Genomic DNA, 21015 nt, shown 5'->3' with positions numbered 1-21015 from the left:
TCCGCCACGGCCCACGTCTACCCCTTTCATACAGATGTATGACAATGGGCGGGTGGACCTGCAGGAAATCGTGGATGACATCGCTCGCATCCTGGACGCCTCGGCGACGCTGGAGGACCGCGCCTTCCAGTTGCTCGCGTACGCGGCGCAGAGCGGCGACATCGACACCGTCCGGCGCGAGTCCATTCTGCGCCGCCGCGCCTCCGACGAGGTGCGCGCGTACTTCGAGGGCTATGGCATCGCCACGGCCACCGGCCCGGTCCGCATCCCCGCCGACGCCGGCCTCGGCGTGCTGGCCCGGGTCTGCGTCCCGCTGCGCAACCGGGAGGTGACCTACGGGTACCTGTGGCTGCTGGACTCCGGCAGCCTCACCGACCAGCGTCTCGCGGGCGTCGCGCCGATGGTCGCCCGGGCCGCCGCCGCGCTCGCCCAGGAGGCCCGCAGCCGCCAGGACCTCGGCGTGCGCCTGCGCGACCTGCTCTCGGCCGATCCCGAGGTCCGCGCCTCGGCCCAGTTCGACCTCGCCGGTCCGGTCGCCGCGATCGCCGTACAGAGCGCCTCCGGACGGGTCGCGCCGCTGTGGACGCTGCCCCGGGGGGTGCTCGCCGACGCCGGGGACCCCCTCACCGCCATCCTGGCGCCCGCCGCCCAGGCCCTGGCCGTCGCCACGAGGGTCCAGGACATGTACGGAACGGCCGCGGGCGTCGGCGGGGCGCGGGAGGATGCGGGCGAGGCGTGGCGGAGCTGGCGCGAGGCCACCCTGGCGCTCCGCGCCGCCCAGCGGGTGCGAAGGCTCGGTCCCGTCGCGGCCTGGGGCGACCTCGGCGTGCATCGCCTGCTGGTGCGCCTGTCCGGGGCCGAGCTGGCCGATCTCGCGGCCGAGGCGGCGGCCCTTTCCGGCGAGCTGGCGTACACGGTGGTCACCTACCTCGACCAGGGCGGGCGGGCACGCGAGACGGCCGCGCGGCTCGGCGTGCACCGCCAGACGCTGTACTACCGGCTGGCCAAGGCCGAACGCCTCACCGGGCTCGACCTCGCCGACGGCGAGAGCCGCCTGGTCCTGCACCTCGGGCTCAAGGCGGCCGAGCTGCTCGCCGGTCCCGGCAGGTCCTGACCCGCCCTTCGCAGGCGACGGCGGTCAGCGAGCGCGGTAGATCTTGACCCAGTCGACGTACATCGACACCGTCTTCGGGGTCGAGGCGTTCCTGCAGGGCGACCACTGGTTGCAGACCACGTCGTTCTGCAGGGTCAGGTGCATCGGCTGTCCGGCGGGGACGCGCGGCCCGGTGTAGTCCCACGTCCGCTTGCCGTCGAGCCAGAACGTCAGGCGGCCCGGCAGCCAGTCGACGGCGACCGTGTGCCACTTGGTGAAGTCGGCGCGCATCTGGCTCTGCGCCTGCGGGGCCTCGCCACGGTGGATGAAGATGCCGCCGGTCCGCCGGGTCGGGTCGATCACCTCGGCGAAGTCGATCTCGGCGTACTCGCCGCGCTCGCTGCTCGGCCACAGGAGCGTGACCAGGGAGTATCCGGCCCCCGCCTCGCCGCGGAACCGAACCTCCCAGCGGCCGTAGGTCTGGGACAGGTGGCTGGCGACGCCGCCGGAGAGGTCCTTGCCGCCGTAGAAGCCGCCGGTCATCTGCAGCATGCCGCCGTGGACGGTCGTCGCCTGCGCGGTGCGCGGGTTCACCCGGGCGTCGGGGGAGTGGTACACCTCCCACTTGCTCCGGTCGACACGCGTGCCGTCGAAGTTCTCGACCAGCACGGGCGTGCCCCAGCGGGCGTCCGGCTGGGCCGACATCCGGCCGCCGGCGGAGGGCGGGGCGGCCGGAGTCGCCGAGGAACCGCCCGGAGTGCTCCCGTCACCGGGAGGGACGGCTGCCGGCGGCTCGGAGACGCGCCCCGCCGGAGGCGGCGGCGAGCCGAAATCCCCGTACCCGGTGCCGGCCGGGGGCGGCGGCGTGTCGGGCGTCCCGTAGGAGGGGGCGCCGGTGGCGGACAGTGGGCCGTACCGGTGGTCGTAGACGGGCGGCGGAGGCTCGCCCGGCGCGGCGCCGCTCCCGGAGGCTCCGGAAGGGGGGCTCGCGTAGGGCGCCCCGCCGGGGGTGCGGCTCGCGACGGGGCCGGCGTGCGGAGGGGTGCTCTGCTCCCGGCCGGAGGGCGCGGCGCCGCCATGGGCCGCCGGCGGGCGGCCGTCGCCGTGCGGGCGGCCGGCGTACGGGCCGTCCTGGCCCGGACCGGGACAGAGGCTCAACGTCGTCGCCGCTACGATCATGTATGCGTTACGAATCGACATGCGCCCATGAAAGCAAGCATCCTCCCCTGATCACAGGGTTATAGCGATTTGGCGTCCCGGCGCCCCGCATATCTCCGGGTATTCACCGCTTACCCGGAATGTGGCGTTGTGCGGTACCCCGGCGCGCTCTGGTACACGGCGGAGCCCGTGCCACCTGGGGTGACACGGGCTCGATGATCGCCTGGGGAAGCGGCCGGTCCCGGCCTCGGCGATCGGCAGGCTCCGAAGGTCAGGCGGCCTCGACCTCTTCGGCCTCCGCCTCGACAAGCTGCGTCCGGCCGGTGACGTTGTCGTACACGCGGACCAGCTCACGGCTGATGCGCTCCATCGAATAGCGCGACCCCGCGCGGTCGGCGCCGGCGAAGCCGAGGGCGGTCCGGCGGGTGAGGTCGCCGAGGAGCAGGCGGGTGCGGCGGGCCAGCAGGGCGGCGTCGGCGGGGCGCACCAGCATGCCGGTCACGCCGTCGACGACGGAGTCGAGGTGGGCGCCCACGGCGGTGGCGATGACCGGGACCCCGCACGCCATGGCCTCCAGGGCCACCTTGCCGTTCGGCACGGCGATCGGCAGGGAGAGCACGACGTCGGCGCTGCGCATCAGCTTGGCGATCGAGTTGTGCGGCACGTGCCCGAGCAGGGTGACGCGGTCCTCGACGCCGACCTCCTTGGCCAGCAGGCGCAGCCGCTCGAGGTCCTTCTCGGTGTCCGGCGCGCCCGCGACCGGGCCGCCCGCGATCAGGAGCTCCGCGCCCGGGATGCCCTCGAGGGCTCGGATCGCGGTGTGGGCGCCGCCGCCCCGGGTGATGTGGCCGACGTGGGCGAGGCGGGGGCGCTCGCCACGGGTCAGGGACGGGCCCTGGCGGCGGAAGCGCTCGGTGTCGACGCCGTGCGGGACGACCGCGATGTTCTTGCGCGGTACGCCCAGCCGGATCAGTTCCTCGCCCTCGTCGACGCAGGAGGCGATGACCGCGTCGGCCCTGCGGCCGATCGCGCGCTCCAGCCGCACCCGGGCCGCCTGCTCCCGGCCACCGCCGGGCTGGATGCGGGACGAGCCGAGCTGGTGGAAGGTCTGGATGATCGGGACGTCGAGGCCGTCGGCGCCGGCGACGGCGGCGAGGCCGCCCGTCCAGGAGTGGGCGTGCACGACATCGGGGCGGTCCTTGCCCCACCGCTGCGCGAGCTGCGCGCTGAACGCGGAGATGTGCGGCATGAGCTCGCTCTCGGGGAGCCGCTCCGCGGGACCCGCGTCCAGGTACTCGATCGTCACGCCCGTGGTCACCTTGACCCGGGACTTGCGGTCGGGGGAGTTGCGGCGGGTGTAAACGGTGACACGGTGGGAACCGCTGAGTTCGCGGGCGATCGCCGGGATGTCGGCGGAAAGCTCGTGCACGGAGACGATGGCGATATTCACGGGGCACACCTCAGGGAAGCCGGGTCACAACGAGGACCCGCAGACGTACTGAGTTGTGCCTGCGTCTTAGGCACGGAATCTGTCAGTCAGCTTACCGGCGTTTGGAACACGACAAACCCCCCAGGCCAAAAAATCTCAGGAAAAGTCATCGCGCCGGCCTCCTCGCCCGCCGCCTCAGCGGGCGCGGCGCATGGCCAGGATGGTGATCTCGTCCAGCACCTGGCCGCCGCAGAAAGCCTGCTGGTCCTCCTCGACCGCCTTGACCACCGCCGCGGCCGGCTGCCCGGTGCAGCGCGTCAGCACCTCGGTGAGCCGGCTCTCGCCGTAGGCCAGCTCCTCCTGGCCGGACCTGCCGCGCGAGCCCGCGAGCCCGTCGGAGTACAGCACCAGGGTCTCGCCGATGGCCAGGGAGACCTCCTCCACCGGGACAGCGGTGCCGGTCTCGATGCCGAGCGGCATGCCTCCCCCCAAGGTGTAGCGCACCCCGCCGTCGGCCTTGAGGACGGCCGGCGGATGGTTGCCGGCCGAGGCCAGCCTGACCCGTCCGCCGCGCCTGCCCGGCGTGACGAACCCGGCGGCCACCATGACGAACATGCCGGTGTCCTGCATCACCAGGGCGTCGTTGAGCTTGGCCACCACAGCCCCGGGGTCCTCCTCCCACACGCTGAGCGTGCGCAGCCCGCCGCGCACCATCGCGGTGACCGAGGCGGCCTCATCGCCCTGGCCGACGACGCCGCCGACGGCGAAGCCCCAGCCGTCCTTGACCGGGAAGACGTCGTAGAACTCCCCGCCGATCGCCCTCGGCCCGGCGCCGGTGTGGTACGACGCCGCCACGTCGTAGCCGGGGACGTCCGGCAGCGTGCGCGGCAGCACGCCGGTCTGCAGGGTGTCGGCGGCCTGCGACCTGCCCTGGAAGACGCGCTGGGCGCGTAGGGCGAGCCCGATGTGCCCGCCCGCGTCCTCCAGCAGCGCCAGGTCGGCCAGGCCGAACGGGGGCCGCTCGCGCAGGCGCAGCAGAGTGATGACGCCGTGGACCTCCTCGCCGGCCTTGATCGGGACGCTCAGGACCGACCCGGCCCGCGTCGCGTTCAGCACGGGGGAGCCGTCGGGCAGGACGCCGAGCAGGCTGTCGTCCTCGACCATCTCGTGGACCACGCCGCCTCCGCTGGCGAGCACATGGGAGACCAGCGGCGCCACGGAGGGGTCCATGCGTTCCAGCGTCTGCACCAGGCGGGCGACGGGCTGGTTGGTCGGGCCGATGACCAGGGACCGCTGCGCCACACCGTTGCGGACGACGTCGGCGAACACCCAGTCGGCGGTGTGGGAGGCGAGCAGCCGCCCGGCCCGGATGAGGGCCACCGGCTCGCTCAGGCTCTCCTCGTCCAGCAGCAGGCGGGTGAGCTGCGACATCAGCTCGTGTCGCCGGGCGGTGGCCATGACCAGGGACTCCTCGGGCGCCTGCTCGGGCTCGGGCGCCTGCCCCGGTTCGGGCGCGCGCACCTCGACGGGCAGCGCCACCGCGGCGATCATCTCCTGCGGCTCGCCCGGCATGCGAAGCTGGGTCAGGACGAGCTGCACGTTGTGCGCGCGTCCCTGGTGGGCCAGCCGCGTCGGGAAGGCCGCCGTCTCGCCGGTGTGCAGCACGGAGGTCAGGTGCGACCGGAAGGCCGCCCGGCGCGAGACGTCCACCAGCAGCGGGAAGGCCCGGCCCGTCAGGTAGCCGTCGGGGCTGCCGAGCAGCCGGGAGGCCTCGGCGTTCACGCGCCGCACCGTGCCGGCCGTGTCAAGGATGATCACCGGGACCGGCATCGTGCGGTACACCGTCCGCAGGAGCTTCAGCTCGCGGTTGGAGCTGCTCTCCTTCCCGCCCGACCTGCGCCGCGACTTGCCCAGCTCGCCGATCGAGGCCCGCAGCAGCTCACGGGCCGTGTCGAGCTCGACGAGCGCCGCGTCCAGGGTCGAGCCGGGGTCGCCCGGGTAGGCCGAACGGGCGTCCCTGAGCGAGGAGATGCGGGCCGTCAGGCCGCTCAGTGCCTGCTCGAGCGCGGGAAGATCAGTAGGGTCGGTCAATTGACGTCCTTCGTATGGGGGGAGGCGCGTGGGTTCCCCTGCTAGACCGTACGTCAAAGAGGCGCCCGCCATCGATCGAGCACCTCCCGCGGGGATTTAACCTGGCCCTTGAGGGAAGCGGAGACCTTGTATGGAGACGATGCGCATGTTCAGCCCGGCCCTCGCCCGGGATCTCGCCGCACTGGGCCGGGTCAACGAGGACACCTCGATGGAGAGCGTGCTGCGAGGCGTCACCGCGGCCGTGGCGGTCGGCGTCCCCGGCTGTGCCGGCGGCACGGTCGAGCTGCGGCGCGAGGAACGGCTCATGATCTCGGCGTCCCACAGCGACCTCATCGCCCTGGTCGATCGTGAGCGGGCCCTGGGGGAGGGCCCGTCGGTGGAGGCGTCGGCGACCGGCAGGAACATCCTGGTCCCCGACGTGCTGCAGGACACGCGCTGGCCCCGGTACGCCGCGACGGCCGTGAAGCACGGAGTGCGTTCCACGCTCGTGCTGCCGATCACCATCGACGGCGCGACGCTGATCCTCGGGCTGTACGCCGTGCGGCCCGGGGCGTTCCCCGGCGGCACCGCCGACCCGCTGGCCGCCCTGCTGAGCGAGCAGCTCACCGTGGCCCTCGCCAACGTGTCCGACTACGACGAGGTGCTCACCGACGCGGCGCAGCTGCAGGAGGCGCTCGCGGGGCGTGCCGTGATCGACCAGGCCAAGGGCATCATCATGCACGCGAGCGGATGCTCGTCGGAGGCGGCGTTCGACGAGCTGCGCCGCCTGTCGCAGCACCATCAGGTCAAGGTGGCCGATCTGGCCCGCCTGCTGGTGAGCGAGCACCAGACCAAGCACGGCGGTGCCCTACCGTCCTGACCGGTTCCCGTAGCTCTTCATGCTTTGACCAACTTTAGCGCGATATATCACCCAAAGCATGATCGACGATCATGCTCTGAAGGCGGCCAGCGCCTCCTCCAGCGTGTCGTACAGCGGGAGCCGCTGCGCGAGCCCGGTCACCCACATGACCTTCGAGTTGGAATACTGCACGCCGACCAGGGCGAAGTGGCCCTTGGCGGCCATCGTGCGCTGCCAGTGGTGCACGATCAGCCCGAGCGCCCGTGAATCCATGAACGTGACCTCGGCGAGGTCGAGGACCAGGTCGGGACCGTGCTCGTCGGCTATCTCGGCCAGCCGGTCCGTGAACTGGCCGCGCGTCGTCGCGTCGAGGATGCCGGCCACCCGCACCACGGGCACACCCTCCGCGACCGCAGACGTAAGGGTCAGAGCGGAGTTTGCCCTGTCTGGAACGGTCACCACGCGCCTCCTCGCCGCTTCCCTGGCGCATGGCGCCAACCCCGTCGGGGGTCAATCGCAACATTACTGTTGCCCGGGGGGTAGCAATACTCTTGATTTTTGGGGAATACTGGAGCCGAGGTCCAGCAGAGGGCCTCGTCTCGACAGTAGTACGCGAGGCGATGTCGGCTCTGCATGGGCATTGTCGGTTCCGCCTCGCTTGCAAGGCATACGAGGGAGCAGCAATGGCTGCCGAGAACCACACTTTCGCCGAGACCGAGATCACCGCCGAAGACCTGCTGCGCGAGCTCGCCGAGCCGGGCACCACCGAGGCCAGGCGGGCACGGCTGCGCGAGATGATCGTCGAAATGCACCTCCCCATGGCGCGGGAGATCTCCCGCCGCTACCTCCACCGGGGCGAGCCCATGGAGGATCTGCTCCAGGCCGCGTACGTCGGCCTGATGAAGGCGATCAACGGGTTCGACGCCGACCTGGGGCATAGCTTCAGAGGCTATGCCATGGTGACCATGACCGGCGAAGTGAAGCGGCACTTCCGCGACAGGACCTGGGCCATCCGGGTCCCGCGCCTGTACCAGGAGCGGCGCTCGGAGCTCAACCGGCTCGTCGCCGACTTCACCCAGGAGCTCGGCCGGTTCCCCACAGTCGCCGAGCTGGCCCAGAAGATGGGCATCTCCGAGGAGGACATGCTCCTCACGATGGACGCCTCCGCCGCCTACAGCACCCTGTCCCTGGACGCCCCGATGGGCGCCGACGACGACGCCGCCGCGCTCGGCGACCTCATCCCCGATGAGGACGACGAGCTGGCCGTTCTGGTCGACCGCGAGGCCATCAAGCCGCTGATCGACCAGCTTCCCGAGCGGGAGCGCAACATCCTGCTCCTGCGCTACTACGGCAACATGACCCAGGCGGAGATCGCAGGGGAGTTCGGCATCTCCCAGATGCACGTCTCCCGCATCCTGCGTAAGGTCCTCGACCAGCTCCACTCGCAGCTCGTCGCCGCCGGCTGATTAAGCCGCCCATCCTTGGGCACTGAACGGCGGAACAGAAGTCGCGCTGAGGGGCCACTTTCCTAACGGGCCGGGATCCCGGGGTATCTTCGTCGATGTAATCGGCCCCGTTGCAGGGTGACCTTCCCATAGCTGATCGCTCTTGGAGGCGGTTATCGGGTGAACGAGGACGAAGTCCCTCCTCCCCGCTTCCTCACGGACGGGGGCGGCTCTTCGCCGCTCCCGTCCGGCGTGGCGGTCAAGGAACTGACGTTCTGCGTCGGGGATCTCCCCGAGGTGCGGGACTTCGCCGCTCTCCAGGCCAGGCGGGCGGGAATGGCAGCGGACTCCATCGGCGACTTCCTCGTCGCGGTCAACGAGGTCGCCACCAACGCGGTGACGCACGGAGCGGCCAAGGCGCGGCTGCGGGCGTGGTGCGAGGGCGGCGACCTGATGATCGGCGTCTACGACGACGGCCACTGGATCCCCGAGGAACCACCCGGCATGGTGGCCCCGCACGACTACTCCACCAGCGGGATGGGCCTGTGGGTGGCCAGGAAGCTGACCAAGGAGCTCGTCCTCCGAACCGGGCAAAACGGCACAGAGCTCATAATGCGCTTCAAACTGCCATAAATGCCTGTATGGCGTCCTTGGGTGGGGTACGTCCCAGAGTATGACTCAGCGAATCCCTCGCGTGCTCGTCGTGGGAGGCGGGGCCGTGGGCATGCTCGCCGCCCGGCGCCTGCAAAAGAGGCTCCACCGCGGCGAGGCCCACGTCACCGTGGTCGACCTCGACTCCTACATGACCTACCAGCCCTTCCTGCCGGAGGCGGCCGCGGGGAGCGTGGAACCACGCCACGTCGTCGTCTTCCTGCGCCGCGTGCTCCCGAGATGCGAGATCCTCTGCGGCCGCGTCGCGCGCGTCGAGCTGGCCTCGCGCACGGCCTTCTTCGAGCCCTACGAGGGACCGCCGCGCCGGCTCGAGTACGACTACCTGGTCTTCGCTCCCGGATCGATCTCCCGGACACTGCCCGTGCCCGGGCTCGCCGAATGCGGCATCGGCTTCAAGACCCTGGAAGAGTCCATCCACCTGCGCAACCACGTGCTCGCCCAGCTCGACCTGGTCGCCTCGACCAACGACGAGCAGGTACGCAGGCGGGCGCTGACCTTCGTCTTCGTCGGCGCCGGCTTCGCGGGCGTCGAGGCGCTCGCCGAACTGGAGGACATGGCGGCCGACGCGTGCCGCTACTTCCGCCAGGTGAAGCCGTCCGACATGCGGTGGGTCCTGGTCGAGGCCACCGACAAGATCCTGCCCGAGGTCGGCGTCGAGATGGGGGAGTGGACCGCCCAGCAGCTCCGCAGCCGCGGGATCGAGGTCCGCACCCACACCCGGCTCAACTCCGCCGAGCACCACCACATCGTCCTCAGCGACGGCGAGGAGTTCGACGCCGACACCCTGGTGTGGACCGCCGGCGTCAAGCCCAACCCGCTCACCGGCGCCGGAGACCTGCCGCTCGACGCGCGCGGGCGCGTCAAGGTCGACGCCTGCCTGCTCGTCGAAGGCACCGGCTTCGCCTTCTCGGCCGGCGACTGCGCCGCCGTCCCCGACCTGACCAGGCCCGGGGAGACCACCCCGCCCAACGCCCAGCACGCCGTACGGCAGGCCGCCCGGCTCGCCGACAACCTGATCGCCACCCTGCGGGGCGAGCCGCGCACGCCGTACCGGCACAAGAGCGCCGGATCGGTGGCGAGCCTCGGCATGTACCGCGGCGTCGCCAACGTCTACGGGCACCAGATGCGCGGGTTCCCCGCCTGGTTCCTGCACCGGACCTACCACCTGTCCAAGATCCCGACGGTCAACAAGAAGGCCCGCATCCTGATGGACTGGACGCTCGGCCTGCTCTTCACCCGCGAGATCGTCTCCCTGGGCGCCATGCAGGATCCGCGCCAGGAGTTCGAACTGGCCGCCCGCACCGGCCGCCAGGACCTCCACCAACGCTCCCCTGCCCACTCCGGCGCCGCCCCGGACCACTGACCGGCCCTCACGCGGACGATCACGCACGCGGAAGGGCGCCGTCCGGTGGGGCGGCGCCCTTCTTCCTTCACCGCGCGCCCGAGGCCCGGAGGGACACGCGATGGGTCTTCAGCCGTTCGGGGGAGCGCCGCTGATCTCCGAGAGGGGCGACGACGGTTCACGTTCCAGGGCCATGTCCCCCAAGGACACGATGCCGACGGGACGGCCGTCCTCGACGACGGGAACCCTGCGGACGGCTCTGTCCCGCATCAGCCGGACCACCTCGTCCACGTTCTGGTCCGGCCGCACGGTGACCAGGTCGGAGGTGCACAGCGTGCCCAGGGGCGTCGCATCGGCGTCCCGGGCCTCCGCGACGGCGCGCACGACGATGTCGCGGTCCGTGACCAGGCCGTACAGTTGATCGTCCTTGGTCACCAGCACGTCCCCGATCGCCTGGTCGCGCATGAGCCGGGCCGCCTTGGACACCGGCGCGTCGGCGGGCAGGCAGATCGGCCGGTGGGTCATGACGTCCCGCACCTTCTGGCTCATCCTCGACACCTCCTCTCCCTATCCGCTTTCGGCTATCCGCTTCGGCTTTGGCTTTCGACTATCCGCATTCGACTATCCGCTTTCGGCTTTCGGCTTTCGGTGCCCGGCCGTCAGCGGCGGGTGCGCCGGTATCCGCGCCAGTTGCCGCTGCCGATGCTGGTAGTGCCGATGCCGCCCTGGTGCAGGGCGAGCAGGCACAGCCCGAGCGCGATCAGCGCTGTGGTCGAGATGCCGATACTCGTACCGATCAGGCTGAACAGGAAGGCGATTCCGAAGACGATCGCCGCGACGATGGCAAGCATCGGTTACCTCACTTCGTTTCGAGCCGGGGCATGTCGTGCCCGGCGCTGGAGTAGGAAAGCCCCACGAGCTCCTGGAGCAAGGAGCGGTAGTCGCGCAGCGCCAGCCGGAGCCGCTCGGTGTCGTTCTGGTCGCCGTTCTGGTCGCCGTTCTTCCAGCGGTCGACGAGACCCTGCTTGCGAGAGGTGATCGCCGCCACCGCCTCGTCGGCGAGCCGGTCGGCCCGCTCGACGGCCTCTCGAGGGTCGTCGACGAAGCTCGCTTGCACCTTGCGCCACCGCCGCTCGAAGTCGGCGCCCTCGTCGTCGTTGTGATCCTTGCCGGTGTCGGTACCGGCGCCGGTATCAACGCCCGAGCCGATGCCGATGTCCAGGCCGGTCCCGGTCCCGGTGCGGGTGTCGGCTCCGGTGCCCGAACCGGGGCCGGTGGCCTGCGCCACGAGCACGGGATCCAGCTCCGCGCCCGGAACGCCGGCGGCCAGGCTGGAGTCCTCGGCCGGGGTGGGGTAGTCCGCCTCCTCCGGGTACACGATCAGATCCCGCTGCTCGGCCTGCTCCCCGCGCGTCTCAGCGTCGCCGAGCGTGCCGGAGGCATGAGCCGGGTCGGGATTGCTGACCATGCCTGTGCTCTCCCCCTGAGGACGCTCCACATCGACATCGCCCAAACCACGCTCGTCCGAGCCGTGGTCATCGAGTCCACGCTCGTCCGAGCCGTGGTTGTTCAGACTTTTGCTCTCGTCCCGCGCATGCCCGGCGGGGTCGTACACGGTGCCGGGGTCGTCGGGGGAGTTCTCGAGGTCGGAGGAGTTCTCGGGGTGGCCGGTCTCCGGGTCCTGGGCGTGGCCGGTCTCCGGATCACGGTCCGCCTCGGTCGTGGTGTCTCGGCGATAGGGTTCCATCGCTCGTCAGCCTCCCTGGGTGTTGCGGTAGGACGTACGGCCTCCGGCCACGTGGGCGTCGGTCTCCATGGACTCTCGGCGCCCCGGCTCCTGGCCGCCGTACTGCCGGCGGTCCTGCTCGCGGCGCGCGTCCTGCTCCCGGCGCGCCTCGTCGTAGTCCCGGCCCGCCTGCTCGCCCTGCTCGTACCGGCGCTCGTCCTGCCGCGCCTCGTCGGTCCGGCGTTCGTCCACCTGCCGCGCCTCGTCGGTCCGGTGCTCTTCCTGCCGGGTCTCGCCGTACTCCCGGCCGTCCTGCCGGCGGTCGTCGTGGGTCCGGCGGTCACCGTCGGTGGCCGTGGTGTCCTCCAGGAGCTCCTCGAACAGCGCACGGTAATGCACCATGGCCTGCCGCAGCTCTTCGGTCGACGCCTCCTGCCGCGCCGCGCGGCTGCTGATCTCGTGGGCCTTGCGGTAGTGGTCCAGCGTCTGGCCGTGGGCGACCGACAGGTCCGACACCTGCTGCTCGAAGCCCTCGGTGGGGTAGCCCCGGTCCGCCATCACGGCGGTCACCAGGTGATCGGCCTCGGTGACGGCGAAGCCGGGAGCGTCGACGAACCGCTCCTGGACCTCGGTCCACTTCTTGGCATAGGTGGAACGGCTCTCCAGGGCAAGCGGCCTGATGTCCAGCTGGGCGTGCCGCTGCTCCCTTTCGCGTAGTTCCTGCTCCGCCTCACGGCGGCTCTCTCGTTCGCGCACGGTGCGCTCGTACTCGGGGCCGAAGCGTTCTTGGAGCCGGCGCCTGCGCTGCTGCTGCGCCACGAGGTAGCCGACGGCCAAAATCGCCACCACCGCGGCTACAACGACGGCCACCCAGGTGATGGTCATGTCTGCCTCCGGTTATGTGTGCTTTGTAACCCCCCGACTGCCCGAGAAGGCGACCCCAAAACAGAGCGAAAGCACGCTTTCACGCAAACAGCACAACCCCCGACCCGGCCCACCCCCTCTCGACCTCCAGCACCACCCCACCCCGAGGACGGTCCCGGCCTACCGCCCGAGGACGGTCCCGGTCCTCTCAGGGATCCCAGGACGGTCCCTGCTCCTCAGGGATGGGGGTCCCGCCCCGCTGGCGGAGTAACCACTGACCTTGACCGGGTCGCCTCCTCCACCGCCCGGTGCGGAGCTCTCCCCCGATCGGCGCCCCTTGGCCGGGTGCCTCTCTCACGGCCCAGGATCTGCCCCAATTGGCGCTCTTTGGCCGGGCGGCTTCCTCTCACCGCTCGGTCCCGAGCTCACCGATCGGCGCCCCGGGTTGGCCGGCTGCTCCTCTCACCGCACCGAATGGCGCTTGTCCGATAGGCGCCGGGTCGGCGAGTAGTGGTACGGCGATGCCGGCGCCGCGTTACGGCGAGCAACCCGGCGATCGTTCGTTCGGGCTGCCCTGGAAGTCCTTCAGCCTCTGAGCCCTAGGAATGCCCCCCGGCCTCCCGTTCGCGCAGAACGGTCAGCGCGTCGTTCAGCACCGTCTCGACGTGGGACGTACCGGCCACGGCCCTCTCGTAGAACCCCACTTCGGGGCTGTAGGAGATGTCCAGCCCGCCGTCGACCAGCTTCCGTGCCCAGCGGAGAGCCGTGTTGATCTTGGCCTGCGGTACGTTCCCGCCCTGGGCGATCGCGGACAGGTTCCGCAGGTTCGTGGCCGGCCCTGTCTGGTTGTGGACGCGGTTCAGCTTCCACGGGATGGCCCGGCTGTGGTCGAGCATCGGCTTGGCGAGCCCCGCCGCCCGCTTGGCCTGCAGGATCCCGGACTCGGTCACCTCGAAGTGCGCGGCCAGTTCCGCGTTGGACCAACCGGCCGCGACGAGCCGCCGTAGCTCTTCCCGATCGATATGAGCCTTCCGCCCCATGCACCCATCCCGTCTTCAGTTCGCTCCGTGGACGCTGCCGTCACATGATCCCGGACCACTGATCATCCGCCATCACCCGACGCCCTGAGCTAAGACGCGCGACGCACGGGGCAGGAGTGCCCGGGACGGGGGGTACGCGTACGCAAGAGTCCTCGATCTGCGCTAGGGTTGTTCTCGCTCGCCTAGGTGAGCAACGGGACGTAGCGCAGCTTGGTAGCGCACTTGACTGGGGGTCAAGGGGTCGCAGGTTCAAATCCTGTCGTCCCGACAGACGAGAAGGTCTGTCGATCAGAGGGAAACCTCAGGTCAACAGGCCTTTCTTCATGTCGGATAGATCAGCGGGTCAGCTAGACGACCTTGAGGTGGGGACCATTTGGGGACCGCCTGACAGCCAGATGGGCACTCAGGGCATCACCGGCGTCGGCGATCGAGCGCGAATCCGGGTGTAGGTACCGCTGAGTGGTGATCAGTGATCCATGGCCCGCGATCTTTCGCAGCACGTGCACGGGAACGCCTGCGTCGGCCATCCAGGTTAGGCCGGTATGCCGCAGATCATGGCGGCGGAGATGCTCGTAGCCGAGCCGTGTCACCACGTCATCCCAATGTGTGGCGTCGCGGAGTACGGCGGTGGTGATGCGTCCACCTCGGGGGCCGACGAACAAGCGCGCCGCAGGGTCCGGCCCGGAGACGTCCAAACGTCTGGCGATCAGATCACGGACCTCAGCAATGAGCGGCACAGTTCGAGCCCGCTTACCTTTCGTGCCCTTGTCCAGGATCCCGCCAGGGCTGGGAGTGGTCTGCCGGCGTACAGTCCAGGTCCACGTCTCGCGGTTGATATCGCCGACGCGGACTCCGGAAACTTCGCCGATACGCGCTGCGGTGCACGCCGCAAAGATGACCACTTCACCCCAGCCCGCGAACTGACCGGCCGATCTTTCAACGAGTGCCGCAGCGAGCTGGGCCAAGGCATCCCAGTCAGGTAGTGCGAGCGAGCGAGGATCATCCAGTTCGTCTTCCGCACGCTGATACTCGCGTTGCCAGCCGCTCACCTGAGCCGGGTTGCGATCAACGATCCCGTCACGAACGGCTTGCTCCATAATTCGGACCAGCACGGCGAGACTGTTCTTTACCGTCGACCGGCCGCATTCGTCAGCGATCCACCCGTGAACCGCGCGATCAACGGCACCGTTGGTGATCAATCGGACGGGCAGGTGCCCCAGAGTCGGGACGACCCGTTTACGCCAACCCGCCAGGTACGGATCAAGGGTCTTGCCCTCCAGACCTCGCAGCGCGAGAGGCATCACAGCATCGCCGTAGTCCCCGAGGGTGGCAGTTGCCGCCATCGGATCAATTCCTCCTTGCGCGGCTCGTTTCATGCCGTTGATCCACGCTTGGGCGGCCTCTGGGGTGTCGAAGGATTCCGACTTGGATTTGCGCTCATTACTGACCGGATCAGTCCACCGGACCCGAGCCCGGTACGGGTGGGGACGGCCGGGGCGGTGCTCCACGTCAGAGGCCAACGACACCCCGATTGGGGGTAGCTCCTTGCGGATGACCATCAGGCCACCTTGCCGGGGTCAGTGCGGCGGCTCGATAGCCAGCGCTCAACATCGTGAACGCTATACAAGGTCAGCCGCGATGACAGCCGAACGAACGGCGGACCTTGCACGGGTCGAGCGGTACGCCACCGACGAACCGTCGAGGGATCAACCTTGAGCAGTTGAGCCAACTCCTCGGTGGTGTACCAGCCGCTTGGTAGAAGATCCATTGCCTCATTTGCTGGTGTGATCGTCACTACGGGTTCCTCCTGTCACGCGGCGATCGGTGTCTGTTCGGTGGCGAGTTGGTGGGCGATTTCTTCGCGGCCGGCGGCGCGGCGTTTGCGGGCTTGGTCGGCGGCGGTGTTGGCCAGGAGGGCGTCTCCGGTCGTTCTCCACCCGGATCCGGCATAGGAGAGGTCGCCGATCACGAGCGTGGTTTCTTCGTCAAGGTCGGGTTGACGGGTGACGGCGTCGGCGACGTACTCGTGGCCGATGTCTTGGGCGCGGCGGTAGCGGACGCGTGCGGCGCGTAGGGCGGCGAAGGTGGTGGAGTAGCGGCGGGCTTTGGTGAAGAAGTGGCCACCGAAGCCGAGCATGTGCGCCCACCTGCGTAGCCCGTCGAATCCGGGGTGGTCGGGGTCGCCGAGGTCCCAGCAGGCGGCGATGAGTCGTTCGGTGTGGGTGCCAGTGCGGTTGGCGTGCTGCTCGACGGTCTCGGGGTTGAGCCGGCGGGAGGCGTGCCCGGTGACTTCGGTGCCTTTGGTGGCGTACTTGGCGAGGTAGGCGGCGACCATGGCGTCGGTGACCGGGTTGTCTCCCCGGAGGGTCAGCGGGCGTACGTCGAGCTGGTCACCCCAGACGATCGGCCATCCGCCGGGCTTTTCCGCATGCGTGGCAGCGGTGAAGCCGGTAACGGTGGCGGCGTGCTCGACGGCCTCCTGGAGGTCGTCGACGGTGAGCCCGTCCGGTGGTGGGAGGACGGCGGTGGGGTCGTCGGGGTCCAGGCCGTCGAGGCGGAGCAGGACGTGGAAGTGAACGGCTCCGCGTCGTTGGTATTCGGCGGCTTTGCCGTGCGCAATGCGGATGCGGGGCAGTCCGCGGCGGCGTGCTACCTGGTTGAGATGGCGTTCCATGGCCTGCTTGGTGCGCCGCCACAACTCCCCTGCCTGGTTGTTCCAGACGACGTGGTGGTCGTGGTCGTAGCAGTCGAGGCAGAGCGGTTGCCCGACTCGGGGATCAGTGGCCTCGTGGCGGGCGAAGCAGGCTTGCTGCACCCTGTGGGGGCAGGTCTGGAGGGTGCGGCGGGCGTGGCAGGGTTCGGGCCGGCAGGTGCATCGGGTCTTGTCCGAGCAGGTGTGGACGCGGACGTGCCGGGTGTGGACCGGCCCGAAGGTGGGGGCGGTGAAGGTCGCGAAGACCGCCGGATGGGTCGAGACCGACTCAGAAACGCCTTTGCCGCCTGCCAGGCCGGAGCGGACGAGCTGGTAGGCATCCCGCCGGTAGGTCTCCGCGCAGGACGGGCAGACCGTCACGCGGCGATTTCCGCACGCCTTGTAGATGACAGCATCGGGCAGGGCCGAGGTAGGCAGCGTGCTCAGCACCTGCCCGGTGTGGGTGTCGACGGTGTGGACCTGGCCGTGCAGGCGGACCGGGGCCGAGCATCCAGCGGCGGACCAGATGTGATCGAGCCAGGCGAAGTAGCCGTCACCGCCACGGGTCAGCGCAGTGTCGCGGGCGAACAGGGCAACATCAGCGGGCAGGCGAGCGGGGTCGGGTTCGGTGTTCGCCCCCGTGCCCGGGAAGGTGAGCTGTTGCCCAGTCTTCCCGGGGACGAGAGCCAGCGTCGAAGGTGCCGACGGGCTGGAGGTCATGCGCGGCCCCCGTGGGTGCCGTCGAGGTGGTGCAGCACGGCGGTGGCAACATCGGTGCCGATGCCGAGGTGGTCGGCGAGGATCGCCGGGGTGATGGGCTGCTCGGTGCGTTGCCGGTGTGCGAAGACGGCCATGCGAGCGCCCTGGATGAGTTCGTCCGGGATGGACGTCGCCGGGGCTATGGCAGGGGTGTCACCATGCGGGACTTCCGCTGTGACGGTGATCGTCTCGTTGAATTCCCCGGCAAGGGGAGCCTTGCGGGTTGTGGTGCTCGACAGGGCGAGCTTGGTGAGGGCGAGGAAGGCCAGCGCCGGTACGACGTTGAGTAGCCATCCGCTGGGGCTGTGGGCGGCGACCGCGAGTTGTGCGGAGATGGACAGCGCGGCGGCGGCGACTAGGACCACCATGGGGTAGGCGACCGAGAGCCCGGCGCGCTTGCGCCGGCGGATCTCCAGACCGGCAGCGGTCGGGGTGAGTTCGGAGATGATGGCGTTGGTCCAGCCGAACCAGTCGCCGGTCCCTGGGGGGACGTGTTGCATGGTCCAGTCGTGGACGTGGGTGAAGGAGACCGCGCCGGCCATCCCGCCGATGACGAGCAGGATGCCGATTTGGGCGGCGGACTCGATGCGTTCAGTCCTGGTTTTCATCAGGCTGCTTCTCTCTCGTCAGGGGTTTGGCAGTCGAGGCAGGCAGGCCACCGCTTGCGGAGGCAGTAGCCGATGTCGCGCAGGCAGCGCGGGCAGGTGCGGCGGGCTTGCATCGCCCGCTCAAGGGCGGCCAGTTGCGCGGCCGTGGGTGTGCGCTTGGGCTTGGCCAGCTCGACGGCGTAGAGGTAGGCGACACGCTTTCCGCGACGCCACAGGATTTGCGCTTGGACGTCCTGGCCGGCAGGGCGCAAGCCGAGTGCGGTGAGTTGACGCCGGGTGGCCAGCCCCTTGGGCGCCATCCGGTAGGGGTAGGTGGGGATGCCGAACTCGGCCCCGGTGGGGTCCCAATAGATGCGCCCGCTCATGAGGTGGCGTCCTCATTGCGGAGGCGTCGGAGGCGTTCCCAGCGTTGAGCGGTGCGGTAAGTGACACCGATGCGTTCGGCCGCTTGGGCCATCGTGTGATGTTGCTCGGTGCGGAGCCAGGCGTAGTCTTCGCGGCGTCCGGCTGCGACGGCTGAATAGGCGGCGCGAGCATTGAGCGTCGCTCGGGCCCAGGCCTCGGTCACGGTTCGCCCGTCCTTGGCCTGCTCGCTGTTCCGGGTGGTCATGAGGGTTCACCGCCCCAGCGCTGTTGCGCGGCCTGGCGGGTGATGGCCAGGGGTCGGGCGATGTCTGCCCAGGAGTAGCCGTGCTTGCCACGTAGGCCGGTGACGGCGTGGACTATGGCGTCGTCGAGTTCCTCGATGAGGGCGACGGCGTCGGCGAGCGCTTCGACATCGCCAGCGGCGATGCGGCGGCCGTAGGCGCGGATGATGCGCTGGAGGAATTCGGCGTATTCGTCGTTCTCGACGACGCGTCGTGCAGGTTGGGGTGTCAACGGAGGGTTGACGGGGGAATCGGTTTCCGGCGTGGCGGAAAGCTCGGTGCAGGTACGCTGCATCGATCCACATCCTTCGCTTGAGGGTGGAGAGGTGGAGGCAGGGGCCGGGGAACTTTGGAAGGTGGTCCGGCCCCTGTTACCTGTGGTCAGGCGCTGCGCAGGGCAACGAGGATGAGCACAGCGGCTATGCGGTTGACGCACGGCGGGCAGTAGGTGCGCACTCCCGGCTTGGGGTGCTCGGGAATGAGCCAGCCTTTGATGTCGCCGATGTTGTGGCGGCAATGGCAGTGGTCACATTCGAAGATCCACCGCCGGAGGTCCGGGGTGCCGTTGCGGCGATACCGTTTGTGGATCACCAGGTGTTCCTTCCGGATCGTGACCAGCTCGCCAGGGGGTCAGGCTGCGAGTCCGTGGGTGGGTGAGGATGAGCCGCCCCGACCGGCGCGGCGGGTCCATGCGGCGTAGTCAGCGATGTGAGCGATGTCGCTATCGGTGAGGTAGGCGACCTTGATCTTTCGAGGGGTGCCGCCTTCGGCGATGAGGTAGCAGACGCCCTGACTGGTCGGTGTGATCTCGGTGGCGCAGTAGCCCGAGGAGGACCAGCCGTCGCCGAGGATGATGTCGCTGGACCCGGAGGAGGTGCAGCGGAACGCGGCCCGGTAGCCGAACAGGTCGCGCATCGACTTGGGGATGATGTCGACGCTGGGCCGCTGCGTAGCGGCGACCACGACGATGCCGGCAGCGCGGCCACGGGCTACCAGGTCCCGAAGGAAAGCGATGAATTCGCGCTGTTGGCGCTCATCGCCCACGGTGGCCGAGAAGTAGGCGATCTCGTCGATGATGACGACGATGACGTTGACGTCGTCATGGTCCTCGATCTTGCGGCGGCGGCGTGCCAGCAGCCATGAGTAGCGGTTGTTCATCACCTGCTGGAGTCGTCGCAGGGTGATGGTGGCTTCGTCGATGTCAGGCCCGACGAATTTGTCGGCGGCCTGGGCGAGCATGCCGAGTTCGACCTGTTTGCCGTCCAGGAGGACCAGGCGGGTCCGGTCGCACAACGCGGCGTGACAGCCGATGGCCTGGATCAGGCCGGACTTTCCGCCGCCCGGTTCGCCGGCGGCGAGGATGTTGCGGTAGATGAGCGGCAGATAGACCGGCCGGCGCATCTCATCGATCCCGATGAAGATCGGGTCATACATCGACAGCATCGGCCCTATCGGCACCCCCGCAGCGGTGGGGTCGGCAGTGGTCATGGTCGTGTGCCTCTCGGACAGAGGGAGATGGGACGGCTAGGCACCAGGTGCGCGGCCGTCCCGAAGGTGGTTGCGGGTGGATACGGCGAGGTGCGGCTACCTCAGTCGATGTAGTCGCTGATGTCGTCCGCGCCGTGGGCGGCCGGGACCGTGACGGTCTCCCGGGCAGGGCCGGGCTTCTTGCCGTTGTCGGTCCGGCCGTTCTTGACCGTGTTCTTCTGCGCGTCCAGGACGAACGCTTCGGTGACGTCGTCCAGGTCCAGCCCATCGGCCGGCGTGTCGAGGACGAGTGTCGAGGGTTGGATCAGTGCGTCGCTCGGCTCCCTGATCTCGCCTGTGAGAGGGGAGACGACCGTTCCGGTGAGGGCATCGCGGCGGCTGATGTCCATCCGCACATAGGCGGAGTTGGACTGCGAGGCACGCTCGACCGTGACCTTGTCGGCCCAGCAGGCAGCCGCGATCTGTTCCAGGCGACCTTCCAGGTCGGACATGGCAAGGCCAGGGCGCAGCCATAGCCACACCGATTCGCCGACCAGGGTGGGACGCGCCCACAAGACGAACGGCAGCGAGGCCCGGTTGTTGCCGATGATGAATTCGGCGAAGCAGGTCCGCAGACGGTGCCGGGAGATGAAGCACCAGGCGACTTTCATGACGTGGCGCCGGACCTTGGGGAAAGCGAACGGGGCCGCCAGCACGACGACGACCACCAGGCGCACGGCCAAGGTGGTGTGCTGGGCCAGGACCACGAACCCCAGCACGCAGTCAGTCGTGAAGACGATTTCGGGCAGCCACCACACGATGACCCGAAGCACGGGCCAGATGGCGATCACGGCAGCGATCGGCAGCGCAACCGCCACGCCGAGGACACCGCCCAGCAGGAGAGCGAGGATCGGATGCCACGTGTCCGCCAGGACGGTGGCGGCCAGCAGGCCGGCCACGATGGAGACCACCCAGAAGGCGATCTTGGCGTTACGGGTGTAGGACCGGGAGACGTGATCCTCGATCACCGTAACCGAGCCGCGGCGGCCGGAAGCTCGCCGGGAGAAGGAACGGCCACTACTCTTGGCCATGGGTCGACTTCCTTCCACAAAGGGATGTCGGTTGAGTGATGCGGCGGGGCCGG

24 protein-coding genes and 1 tRNA gene are annotated in these 21015 nt (G+C 69.5%); 6 read left to right on the top strand and 19 right to left on the bottom strand.

Annotation, left to right across the window (positions count from 1 at the left end; all coding sequences use genetic code 11):
- The first annotated feature begins 70 nt into the window (after positions 1-70).
- Positions 71-1114 carry a PucR family transcriptional regulator gene (locus tag MYF83_RS32400; RefSeq protein WP_248964563.1) on the top strand — a complete coding sequence of 348 codons (1044 nt, stop codon included), beginning with the start codon at positions 71-73 and terminating at the stop codon, positions 1112-1114.
- A 24-nt stretch (positions 1115-1138) separates the two neighbouring features.
- Here the strand turns inward: MYF83_RS32400 and MYF83_RS32395 are convergent, their stop codons facing one another.
- The 3 genes from MYF83_RS32395 to MYF83_RS32385 form a co-directional block, all read right to left on the bottom strand.
- A complete protein-coding gene (locus tag MYF83_RS32395; protein ID WP_248964562.1) occupies positions 1139-2293 on the bottom strand; it encodes a family 16 glycosylhydrolase in 1155 nt (384 codons plus the stop codon).
- A gap of 229 nt (positions 2294-2522) precedes the next feature.
- A complete protein-coding gene (locus MYF83_RS44000) occupies positions 2523-3701 on the bottom strand; it encodes a glycosyltransferase (RefSeq protein ID WP_248964561.1) in 1179 nt (392 codons plus the stop codon).
- A gap of 174 nt (positions 3702-3875) precedes the next feature.
- Positions 3876-5771 carry a SpoIIE family protein phosphatase gene (locus tag MYF83_RS32385; RefSeq protein ID WP_248964560.1) on the bottom strand — a complete coding sequence of 632 codons (1896 nt, stop codon included), beginning with the start codon at positions 5769-5771 and terminating at the stop codon, positions 3876-3878.
- Positions 5772-5901: 130 nt separating this feature from the next.
- Here MYF83_RS32385 and MYF83_RS32380 point away from each other — a divergent pair, with 130 nt between their 5' ends.
- Entirely contained in the window at positions 5902-6630 is a 729-nt protein-coding gene (locus tag MYF83_RS32380; protein WP_248964559.1) for a GAF and ANTAR domain-containing protein, read from the top strand.
- 69 nt (positions 6631-6699) lie between these two features.
- Here MYF83_RS32380 and MYF83_RS32375 read toward each other — a convergent pair whose 3' ends face one another.
- Positions 6700-7068 carry an STAS domain-containing protein gene (locus MYF83_RS32375; protein WP_248964558.1) on the bottom strand — a complete coding sequence of 123 codons (369 nt, stop codon included), beginning with the start codon at positions 7066-7068 and terminating at the stop codon, positions 6700-6702.
- A gap of 224 nt (positions 7069-7292) precedes the next feature.
- Here MYF83_RS32375 and MYF83_RS32370 point away from each other — a divergent pair, with 224 nt between their 5' ends.
- From MYF83_RS32370 to MYF83_RS32360, 3 genes are all read left to right on the top strand, one after another.
- On the top strand, positions 7293-8075 hold the full coding sequence (locus MYF83_RS32370; RefSeq protein WP_248964557.1) for a SigB/SigF/SigG family RNA polymerase sigma factor: 783 nt from the start codon (positions 7293-7295) through the stop codon (positions 8073-8075).
- 159 nt (positions 8076-8234) lie between these two features.
- Positions 8235-8687: an ATP-binding protein gene (locus MYF83_RS32365; protein ID WP_248964556.1), complete on the top strand. Its 453-nt coding sequence runs from the start codon at positions 8235-8237 to the stop codon at positions 8685-8687.
- Positions 8688-8727: 40 nt separating this feature from the next.
- A complete protein-coding gene (locus tag MYF83_RS32360) occupies positions 8728-10089 on the top strand; it encodes an NAD(P)/FAD-dependent oxidoreductase (RefSeq protein WP_248964555.1) in 1362 nt (453 codons plus the stop codon).
- A 108-nt stretch (positions 10090-10197) separates the two neighbouring features.
- On the opposite strand, the gene MYF83_RS32355 is transcribed toward MYF83_RS32360, so the two are convergent.
- The 5 genes from MYF83_RS32355 to MYF83_RS32335 form a co-directional block, all read right to left on the bottom strand.
- Positions 10198-10617, bottom strand: coding sequence for a CBS domain-containing protein (locus MYF83_RS32355; RefSeq protein WP_248964554.1), 420 nt, complete (start codon positions 10615-10617; stop codon positions 10198-10200).
- Between the two features lie 110 nt (positions 10618-10727).
- A complete protein-coding gene (locus MYF83_RS32350; protein WP_248964553.1) occupies positions 10728-10919 on the bottom strand; it encodes a hypothetical protein in 192 nt (63 codons plus the stop codon).
- Between the two features lie 8 nt (positions 10920-10927).
- A complete protein-coding gene (locus MYF83_RS32345) occupies positions 10928-11815 on the bottom strand; it encodes a hypothetical protein (protein WP_248964552.1) in 888 nt (295 codons plus the stop codon).
- Between the two features lie 6 nt (positions 11816-11821).
- A complete protein-coding gene (locus MYF83_RS32340; RefSeq protein WP_248964551.1) occupies positions 11822-12679 on the bottom strand; it encodes a hypothetical protein in 858 nt (285 codons plus the stop codon).
- Positions 12680-13257: 578 nt separating this feature from the next.
- Entirely contained in the window at positions 13258-13698 is a 441-nt protein-coding gene (locus tag MYF83_RS32335) for a hypothetical protein (RefSeq protein WP_248964550.1), read from the bottom strand.
- 194 nt (positions 13699-13892) lie between these two features.
- Between MYF83_RS32335 and MYF83_RS32330 the strand changes: the two genes are divergently transcribed.
- Positions 13893-13966, top strand: a tRNA-Pro gene (locus MYF83_RS32330).
- A gap of 79 nt (positions 13967-14045) precedes the next feature.
- Here the strand turns inward: MYF83_RS32330 and MYF83_RS32325 are convergent.
- The 10 genes from MYF83_RS32325 to MYF83_RS32280 form a co-directional block, all read right to left on the bottom strand.
- On the bottom strand, positions 14046-15257 hold the full coding sequence (locus MYF83_RS32325; protein WP_248964549.1) for a tyrosine-type recombinase/integrase: 1212 nt from the start codon (positions 15255-15257) through the stop codon (positions 14046-14048).
- Positions 15257-15493 (bottom strand): helix-turn-helix transcriptional regulator, encoded by a 237-nt coding sequence (locus MYF83_RS32320; protein ID WP_248964548.1) that lies wholly within the window; start codon positions 15491-15493, stop codon positions 15257-15259. The genes MYF83_RS32325 and MYF83_RS32320 overlap by 1 nt, the downstream gene beginning before the upstream one ends.
- 15 nt (positions 15494-15508) lie before the next feature.
- Positions 15509-17110, bottom strand: coding sequence for a replication initiator (locus MYF83_RS32315; protein ID WP_248964547.1), 1602 nt, complete (start codon positions 17108-17110; stop codon positions 15509-15511).
- Positions 17107-17757 carry a hypothetical protein gene (locus MYF83_RS32310; protein WP_248964546.1) on the bottom strand — a complete coding sequence of 217 codons (651 nt, stop codon included), beginning with the start codon at positions 17755-17757 and terminating at the stop codon, positions 17107-17109. Before MYF83_RS32310 ends, MYF83_RS32315 begins: the two co-directional genes overlap by 4 nt.
- A complete protein-coding gene (locus MYF83_RS32305) occupies positions 17757-18122 on the bottom strand; it encodes an RRQRL motif-containing zinc-binding protein (RefSeq protein WP_248964545.1) in 366 nt (121 codons plus the stop codon). The genes MYF83_RS32310 and MYF83_RS32305 overlap by 1 nt, the downstream gene beginning before the upstream one ends.
- Positions 18119-18367, bottom strand: a complete 249-nt coding sequence (locus MYF83_RS32300; protein WP_248964544.1) for a helix-turn-helix domain-containing protein — start codon at positions 18365-18367, stop codon at positions 18119-18121. Before MYF83_RS32300 ends, MYF83_RS32305 begins: the two co-directional genes overlap by 4 nt.
- Positions 18364-18699 carry a hypothetical protein gene (locus tag MYF83_RS32295; protein ID WP_248964543.1) on the bottom strand — a complete coding sequence of 112 codons (336 nt, stop codon included), beginning with the start codon at positions 18697-18699 and terminating at the stop codon, positions 18364-18366. The genes MYF83_RS32300 and MYF83_RS32295 overlap by 4 nt, the downstream gene beginning before the upstream one ends.
- Positions 18700-18785: 86 nt before the next feature.
- On the bottom strand, positions 18786-18995 hold the full coding sequence (locus tag MYF83_RS32290; protein WP_248964542.1) for a hypothetical protein: 210 nt from the start codon (positions 18993-18995) through the stop codon (positions 18786-18788).
- Positions 18996-19034: 39 nt separating this feature from the next.
- Positions 19035-19892, bottom strand: coding sequence for an FtsK/SpoIIIE domain-containing protein (locus MYF83_RS32285; protein WP_248964541.1), 858 nt, complete (start codon positions 19890-19892; stop codon positions 19035-19037).
- Between the two features lie 101 nt (positions 19893-19993).
- Positions 19994-20962 (bottom strand): hypothetical protein, encoded by a 969-nt coding sequence (locus MYF83_RS32280; RefSeq protein ID WP_248964540.1) that lies wholly within the window; start codon positions 20960-20962, stop codon positions 19994-19996.
- Positions 20963-21015: the final 53 nt, after the last annotated feature.

Origin of the sequence: Sphaerisporangium perillae (assembly GCF_023276435.1) — a bacterium.
Taxonomy (GTDB): domain Bacteria; phylum Actinomycetota; class Actinomycetes; order Streptosporangiales; family Streptosporangiaceae; genus Sphaerisporangium; species Sphaerisporangium perillae.
This window is presented reverse-complemented; position numbering and strand designations above follow the sequence as displayed.

Excerpts from the sequence above, each read along its gene's own strand:
- MYF83_RS32350 (WP_248964553.1), bottom strand. The coding sequence starts at position 10,919 with ATGCTTGCCATCGTCGCGGCGATCGTCTTCGGAATCGCCTTCCTGTTC.
- MYF83_RS32305 (WP_248964545.1), bottom strand. The coding sequence starts at position 18,122 with ATGAGCGGGCGCATCTATTGGGACCCCACCGGGGCCGAGTTCGGCATC.
- MYF83_RS32280 (WP_248964540.1), bottom strand. The coding sequence starts at position 20,962 with ATGGCCAAGAGTAGTGGCCGTTCCTTCTCCCGGCGAGCTTCCGGCCGC.
- MYF83_RS32345 (WP_248964552.1), bottom strand. The coding sequence starts at position 11,815 with ATGGAACCCTATCGCCGAGACACCACGACCGAGGCGGACCGTGATCCG.
- MYF83_RS32380 (WP_248964559.1), top strand. The coding sequence starts at position 5,902 with ATGGAGACGATGCGCATGTTCAGCCCGGCCCTCGCCCGGGATCTCGCC.
- MYF83_RS32325 (WP_248964549.1), bottom strand. The coding sequence starts at position 15,257 with ATGGTCATCCGCAAGGAGCTACCCCCAATCGGGGTGTCGTTGGCCTCT.
- MYF83_RS32285 (WP_248964541.1), bottom strand. The coding sequence starts at position 19,892 with ATGACCACTGCCGACCCCACCGCTGCGGGGGTGCCGATAGGGCCGATG.
- MYF83_RS32355 (WP_248964554.1), bottom strand. The coding sequence starts at position 10,617 with ATGAGCCAGAAGGTGCGGGACGTCATGACCCACCGGCCGATCTGCCTG.
- MYF83_RS32315 (WP_248964547.1), bottom strand. The coding sequence starts at position 17,110 with ATGACCTCCAGCCCGTCGGCACCTTCGACGCTGGCTCTCGTCCCCGGG.
- MYF83_RS32300 (WP_248964544.1), bottom strand. The coding sequence starts at position 18,367 with ATGACCACCCGGAACAGCGAGCAGGCCAAGGACGGGCGAACCGTGACC.
- MYF83_RS32340 (WP_248964551.1), bottom strand. The coding sequence starts at position 12,679 with ATGACCATCACCTGGGTGGCCGTCGTTGTAGCCGCGGTGGTGGCGATT.
- MYF83_RS32360 (WP_248964555.1), top strand. The coding sequence starts at position 8,728 with ATGACTCAGCGAATCCCTCGCGTGCTCGTCGTGGGAGGCGGGGCCGTG.
- MYF83_RS32370 (WP_248964557.1), top strand. The coding sequence starts at position 7,293 with ATGGCTGCCGAGAACCACACTTTCGCCGAGACCGAGATCACCGCCGAA.
- MYF83_RS32310 (WP_248964546.1), bottom strand. The coding sequence starts at position 17,757 with ATGAAAACCAGGACTGAACGCATCGAGTCCGCCGCCCAAATCGGCATC.
- MYF83_RS32395 (WP_248964562.1), bottom strand. The coding sequence starts at position 2,293 with ATGTCGATTCGTAACGCATACATGATCGTAGCGGCGACGACGTTGAGC.
- MYF83_RS32335 (WP_248964550.1), bottom strand. The coding sequence starts at position 13,698 with ATGGGGCGGAAGGCTCATATCGATCGGGAAGAGCTACGGCGGCTCGTC.
- MYF83_RS32295 (WP_248964543.1), bottom strand. The coding sequence starts at position 18,699 with ATGCAGCGTACCTGCACCGAGCTTTCCGCCACGCCGGAAACCGATTCC.